General features: G+C 62.8%; 4 protein-coding genes, 2 tRNA genes and 1 pseudogene. 4 read left to right on the plus strand and 3 right to left on the minus strand.

Translation table 11 applies throughout. The features are described from left to right. Positions 1 to 705: methyltransferase dimerization domain-containing protein (locus tag RT028_RS19460; RefSeq protein WP_312936999.1), on the minus strand; the 705-nt coding region annotated here is incomplete at its 3' end. A 159-nt stretch (positions 706 to 864) separates the two neighbouring features. Between RT028_RS19460 and RT028_RS19465 the strand changes: the two genes are divergently transcribed. Beyond that, entirely contained in the window at positions 865 to 1,827 is a 963-nt protein-coding gene (locus tag RT028_RS19465) for an AraC family transcriptional regulator (protein ID WP_312937001.1), read from the plus strand. A 159-nt stretch (positions 1,828 to 1,986) separates the two neighbouring features. Here the strand turns inward: RT028_RS19465 and RT028_RS19470 are convergent. Continuing rightward, a tRNA-Leu gene (locus RT028_RS19470) sits at positions 1,987 to 2,073 on the minus strand. 79 nt (positions 2,074 to 2,152) lie between these two features. Continuing rightward, a tRNA-Leu gene (locus RT028_RS19475) sits at positions 2,153 to 2,239 on the minus strand. A 289-nt stretch (positions 2,240 to 2,528) separates the two neighbouring features. Between RT028_RS19475 and rnr the strand changes: the two genes are divergently transcribed. The 3 genes and pseudogenes from rnr to RT028_RS19490 all read left to right on the plus strand — a co-directional run. After that, positions 2,529 to 5,147, plus strand: coding sequence for a ribonuclease R (gene rnr / locus RT028_RS19480; RefSeq protein ID WP_312937002.1), 2,619 nt, complete (start codon positions 2,529 to 2,531; stop codon positions 5,145 to 5,147). Beyond that, the gene (gene rlmB / locus RT028_RS19485) at positions 5,144 to 5,890 is read left to right on the plus strand and encodes a 23S rRNA (guanosine(2251)-2'-O)-methyltransferase RlmB (RefSeq protein WP_312937003.1); all 747 of its coding nucleotides are present in this window, start codon (positions 5,144 to 5,146) and stop codon (positions 5,888 to 5,890) included. The genes rnr and rlmB overlap by 4 nt, the downstream gene beginning before the upstream one ends. Before the next feature lie 250 nt (positions 5,891 to 6,140). Further along, positions 6,141 to 6,234 (plus strand): annotated as a pseudogene (locus tag RT028_RS19490) (30S ribosomal protein S6); the annotation flags it as partial.

Below are 6,234 nucleotides of genomic sequence, written 5' to 3' on the forward strand. Positions count from 1 at the left end.
AGCCTGCAGGCGTTGTTGCAGCCCGCTCAGCTCGATGTTTTCGTGAGCCACGGCAGCGGTTTCCGGGTACTCGAACACCACGCCGTGCACATCGGGCAGCGCCTGCGCCAGGGTGATGGCGACCAGCCCCGGACCGCCGCCAAGGTCGAGCATGCGTTGCAGATGATGAAACTCGGGCAGGCGTTCCAGCAGTGCGCAGGCCACCTCCGAGGTGACCGCGCGTTGTTCCTGAGCGATCTGCAGGCGCGCGGCGTTGGCCCAGGCGCTGCCCATGGCCGCGGGCGTGGCGGTGGCGGCGGCCATGCCGTTGCGCAGGTAGTCGCTCAGTTGGCTGCCGGTCTGGCGCATGACCCGGTGGCGAAACTGCAGGGCATCGCCGCAGTACGCGCTGGCGGTACTGTGCAAGTGGCGGTCGGCCACCGGCAGGTTGCGGTAGTGCGGCGGCTGCTGGGCATCACGCTCCAGCAGCGCCAAGCTCCACAGCAGTTCGAGGATTAGGCCCGTGCTGTGGGCATCGAGGCTCAGCTTGTCGGCCAGGCGCTCAGCCGTGGTGAAATGCTCCAGGTGGTCAAACAGGCCGCAGTCCAGCGCAGCTTGCAGGGCGTCGGCGCCAAGGCCGCCCAGTTGCAGGTCCCAGCACGGCTGCAACGGGTGTGATTGGCCCAGATCCTGGGCCTGCGGGTGCGGCTGTGAGCGTTGAGGCACGGTAACTCCCTGTACGTGGCCGCGGGTTCAAGGAAACAACGCGTGGCCGAATCACTGATAAAGGTGATATATATTAAATGAGAATCATTCAGTATAAGTATGCGAGCCGGAGCCGTTCCTATGCGATGCACTGGCCGCTGCAACTCAGGGACGTCTGTCATGAACACATCGAAAGGGAGCTGCCGCCTCGGTCTGGACTCACCGCGTCAGCGCAGCGTGCAGGCCGATGGCCGCCTGTGCATGCAGCTGGACGAAACCCTCGGCCAGTGCCACTCCGAGCTGTTGCAGCTGGAGCAGGGCCTGTCGTTAGGGCGGCTGCACTACCACCCGGTGCGCACCCTGATCGAAGAAACCGCAGGCCCGCATGACGGCCACGTCATGGTGGTCACCATTGGCTTGCAGGGTAAGTCGGGCTTCATCGGCCAGGACGGCAGCAACCTCGCGTTCGAGGCTGGGCACACCACGATCACCGCGTTTCGCGCCACCCCTGGCGAGCGCCGTTACCAGGCCAATGAAACGGCCTCACAACTGCGCGTGGTGATCGACCAGGCCACCTTGTGCAAGTACGTCGGCGAGGCCCGCGCCGAGCAGGTGCTGGGCAGCGGCCGGCTGCAGCGGCTGGATTTTCGCCCCAGTTCCAAGGCTGCCCAGGCTCACGCCGCCGCACTGGTGCGCTACCTGCAGCCCGGGCTGCTGGACCCGGCCAACCGCCTTGACCTGCACATCCACACGCTCAGCCTGCTCTCGGAGCAATTCAACCTGCTGGCCCCGCCACAGACCACCGACGCGCCGCTCAGCACGCAGGAGATCGAGCGCCTGGAGCGGGCACGCAACCTGCTTTGCGAACAGTTGCATACCTCGCTGACCGTGGAATACCTCGCCGCCGCCGTGGGCATGAACGAGCACAAGCTCAAGGAAGGCTTCCGTCATCTGTTCGACAGCACGCCGGCCAAGATGCTGCTCGACCTGCGCATGCGCAAGGCCATGGCCTTGCTCGAATCCGGCCAGCAGGTGGCGCAGGCCGCCTGGCAGGTGGGCTACAAGTACCCGAACAATTTCACCGTGGCCTTCACCCGTTACTATGGCCGCGCGCCGAAGACCATCTTCGGTCGCAAGCGCTGAGCATTTGTGGGGGCACCCTTAATGGGGTGCCAGGGGTATCAGCAAACCGGGAGGGGGCTCGAAGGCGAGAAGACCTGCTGATTGCAGCGGGTCGTTGGAGGGGGAGATGAAAAAACGCAGGCAAGAAAAAACCCACTAGCAAGCTAGTGGGTTTTTATATGGTGCCCAGGAGAAGACTCGAACTTCCACGACCGTTAAGTCACTGATACCTGAAACCAGCGCGTCTACCAATTCCGCCACCTGGGCAAAGCTTTTCATCTACAGCGTACTGCGTGAACCTGTTGCTGACTGACAGACAAACCTGCTATCTATCAATCCGAATATTTGGTGCCCAGGAGAAGACTCGAACTTCCACGACCGTTAAGTCACTGATACCTGAAACCAGCGCGTCTACCAATTCCGCCACCTGGGCACACATGCCAAGATCATCTAGTGCAGTGCAAACTGTTCAAGCTTTACAAGACCGTCTATCTCGACTACAACGTCGGCTGTCCGTCGTTGTGGTGCGCACTATACGGACGCACCCTAACCCTGTAAACCCCCGCGGTGAAAAATTTTTAAAAAAGTCCAAGCCGTTGATTCCGCAGGCCTTAGTCAGCCCGTACGTCAATCAGCAGGGGGCTGTCCAAGGCTGAGATTTCCAGTTTCAATACGCCTATGCCAAACTTCTTCTCTATATATACCAAGGTGAACCCCTTCTGATGGCCGATTGGCAATCCCTCGATCCCGAGGCCGCTCGTGAAGCGGACAAATACGATAACCCTATTCCCAGCCGTGAGCTGATCCTGCAGCGCCTGGCTGACCGCGGCGAACCCGCTGCCCGCGAGCAACTGGCAGAGGAGTTCGGCCTCGACGGGGAAGAGCAGATCGAAGCCCTGCGCCGCCGTCTGCGTGCCATGGAGCGCGACGGTCAGCTCATCTACACGCGCCGCGGCACCTATGCCCCGGTCGACAAGCTCGACCTGATCTGCGGCCGCATCTCCGGCCACCGTGACGGCTTCGGCTTCCTCATCCCCGATGACGGCAGCGATGACCTGTTCCTCAGCCCGTCGCAGATGCGCCTGGCCTTCGACGGCGACCGCGGCCTGGCGCGAGTGTCCGGCACCGACCGCCGCGGCCGGCGTGAAGGCGCGTTGATCGAAATCATCTCGCGCGCCCATGAAAGCGTGGTCGGCCGCTACTTCGAGGAGGGTGGAATCGGCTACGTGACCCCCGACAACACGAAGATCCAGCAGGAAGTGCTGGTCACCGCCGGGCGTAACGGCGGCGCCAAGATCGGTCAGTTCGTCGAGATCAAGATCACCCACTGGCCCACCCCGCGCTTCCAGCCGCAAGGTGATGTGGTCGAGGTGATCGGCAACTACATGGCCCCAGGCATGGAAATCGACGTTGCCCTGCGCAGCTACGATATTCCGCACGTCTGGCCGCAGGATGTGATCAAGGAAGCGCGCAAGTTCCGCTCCGAAGTCGAGGAAAAGGACAAGGAGCGCCGGGTCGACCTGCGTCACCTGCCGTTCGTCACCATCGACGGCGAAGATGCCCGCGACTTCGACGATGCCGTGTACTGCGAGCCGCTGGGCAAGCTGCGCCTGTTCTCCGGTGGCTGGCGCCTGTTCGTGGCCATCGCTGACGTGTCCAGCTACGTCCGCCTGGGTTCGGCACTCGATGTCGAAGCTCAGCAACGCGGCAACTCGGTGTACTTCCCCGAGCGTGTGATCCCGATGTTGCCGGAGGAGCTGTCCAACGGCCTCTGCTCGCTGAATCCGCACGTCGATCGCCTGGCCATGGTCTGCGAAATGACCATGAACAAGTCTGGCCAGATGGTCGATTACCAGTTCTACGAAGGGGTGATCCACTCCCATGCGCGCCTGACCTACAACAAGGTCAGCAGCATGCTCGAACACGCCCGCACCCGCGAGGGCAAGGCGCTGCGTGACGAGTACAGCGCAGTGCTGCCTGACCTCAAGCACCTCTATGCGCTGTACAAGGTCTTGCTGTCGGCCCGTCATACCCGTGGCGCGATCGACTTCGAGACCCAGGAAACCCGCATCATCTTTGGCGATGACCGCAAGATCGAAGAAATTCGTCCAACCGTGCGCAACGACGCGCACAAGATGATCGAGGAATGCATGCTGGCGGCGAACGTCGCCACCGCTGCGTTCATGCAGAAGCACAACGTGCCGTCGCTGTACCGCGTGCACGATGGTCCGCCGCCGGAGCGCCTGGAAAAACTGCGCGCCTTCCTCGGCGAGCTGGGCCTGTCGCTGCACAAGGGCAAGGACCCGTCGCCAAAAGACTACCAGGCCCTGCTGGCGAGCATTTCCGGTCGCCCGGACTTCCACCTGATCCAGACCGTCATGCTGCGCTCGCTGAGCCAGGCGGTGTACAGCGTCGAGAACAACGGCCACTTCGGCCTGAACTACGAGGCCTACACCCACTTCACCTCGCCGATCCGTCGCTACCCGGACCTGCTGGTGCACCGCGCCATTCGCAGCGTCATCCGTTCACGCGTGGAAACCCCGCACGTCAAGCGTGCGGGTGCGGTGAGCATTCCCAAGGCGCGTATCTACCCCTACGACGAGCCTGCGCTGGAGCAGATGGGCGAACAGTGTTCGATGACCGAGCGCCGCGCCGATGAGGCCACGCGCGATGTGGTCAACTGGCTCAAGTGCGAGTACATGCGTGACCGCGTCGGGGAAACCTTCCCCGGTGTGATCACTGCAGTCACCGGTTTCGGCCTGTTCATCGAGCTGACCGACATCTACGTCGAAGGCCTGGTGCACGTCAGTGCGCTGCCGGGGGATTACTACCATTTCGACCCGGTTCACCATCGCCTGTCTGGCGAGCGCACCGGCCGCAGCTTCCGCTTGGGTGACACCATCGAAGTCAAAGTGATGCGTGTCGATCTCGAACAACGCAAGATCGATTTCGAGCTCTCCGAAGCGGCAGTCAACGCACCGGCTGGGCGCAAGCAACGTGGCGCGGCCCCCGCAGCCGCTCCCGCCGCCGAGCCTGCGGCAACGCCGGACGCGGCGCGGATCAACCCCAAGCCGCGCAGCCGCAAGAGCGAAACCGCGAATGCCTATTTCCCTAAAGACGCTGTAGAGCGCAATGCCGAAGTGCGCAAGAGCCGGGAAATGAAAAAGGCCCTGATGACGGATGCGCGCAGCAATGGCGGCGGCAAATCCGACAAGTCTTCTGGCAGATCCGATACCGCTGGCAGCAAGACGGCGAGCAAGAGCAGCAGTGGCAAAACCAAGCACCGCAAGGGCAGCACGTCCAAGTCCGGCGCAGCACGTAAAGGCAAGAGCACCTCATGAGTCAGCTGGAAAAGATCTACGGCGTGCATGCGGTACAGGCGCTGTTGCAACACCACCCCAAGCGGGTCAAGCAGATCTGGCTGTCCGAAGGGCGCAGCGAACCGCGCCTGCAGGCATTGTTGGCGCTGGCGGCAGAGAACCGTGTCGCCGTCGGCCAGGCCGAGCGCCGCGAGCTCGATGCCTGGGTCGAGGGTGTGCACCAGGGCGTGGTGGCTGACGTCAGCCCCAGCCAGGTGTGGGGCGAGGCCATGCTCGACGAGCTGCTCGAGCGCGCGGAAACGCCGCCACTGATTCTGGTGCTCGATGGCGTCACCGACCCGCATAACCTCGGTGCCTGCCTGCGCAGCGCCGATGCGGCGGGTGCCACTGCCGTGGTCATTCCCAAGGACAAGTCGGCCACCCTGACGGCCGTGGTGCGCAAGGTGGCCTGCGGTGCTGCCGAGGTGATTCCGCTGGTGGCCGTCACCAACCTGGCGCGCACCCTGGAGAAACTCCAGCAGCGCGGCCTGTGGGTGGTGGGCACGGCGGGCGAAGCCGAGCAGGAAATCTACCAGCAGGACCTCACCGGCCCGCTGGTGATGATCATGGGCGCCGAAGGGCGCGGCATGCGCCGGCTGACCCGCGAGCACTGCGATTTCCTGGTCAAGCTGCCGATGTCGGGCAGTGTCAGCAGCCTGAACGTGTCGGTGGCGACGGGCGTTTGCCTGTTCGAAGCCGTACGTCAGCGTCAAGGCAAGCGCTGAGGTCGATGGGCCTTGCGGTGTGTCGCCAGTGTTGGCGCGACACACCGTCCGCAGGCTAGCGCTGGACAACCGCTGGTTGTTCAAATAATCGCCAATTACCTTGCGTGTCCCACCCGCCTTCTCTACAATTGCGCGCCTTGCCCTGCAGGCCGGTATACAAGTGCCTGTCTTCTGCGGCAAGCCTCACCGTTTCATTCACTCCTTGTCTGACCAGTGTTCCTGGCAGGCTACTAACCCGTAAGGAGCATTCATGCGTCATTACGAAATCATCTTTCTGGTCCACCCGGATCAGAGCGAGCAAGTCGGCGGCATGGTTGAGCGTTACACCAAGCTGATCGAAGAAG

Source organism: Pseudomonas sp. (assembly GCF_032058845.1).
Taxonomy (GTDB): domain Bacteria; phylum Pseudomonadota; class Gammaproteobacteria; order Pseudomonadales; family Pseudomonadaceae; genus Aquipseudomonas.

Excerpts from the sequence above, each read along its gene's own strand:
- RT028_RS19465 (WP_312937001.1), top strand. The coding sequence starts at position 865 with ATGAACACATCGAAAGGGAGCTGCCGCCTCGGTCTGGACTCACCGCGT.
- rnr (WP_312937002.1), top strand. The coding sequence starts at position 2,529 with ATGGCCGATTGGCAATCCCTCGATCCCGAGGCCGCTCGTGAAGCGGAC.
- rlmB (WP_312937003.1), top strand. The coding sequence starts at position 5,144 with ATGAGTCAGCTGGAAAAGATCTACGGCGTGCATGCGGTACAGGCGCTG.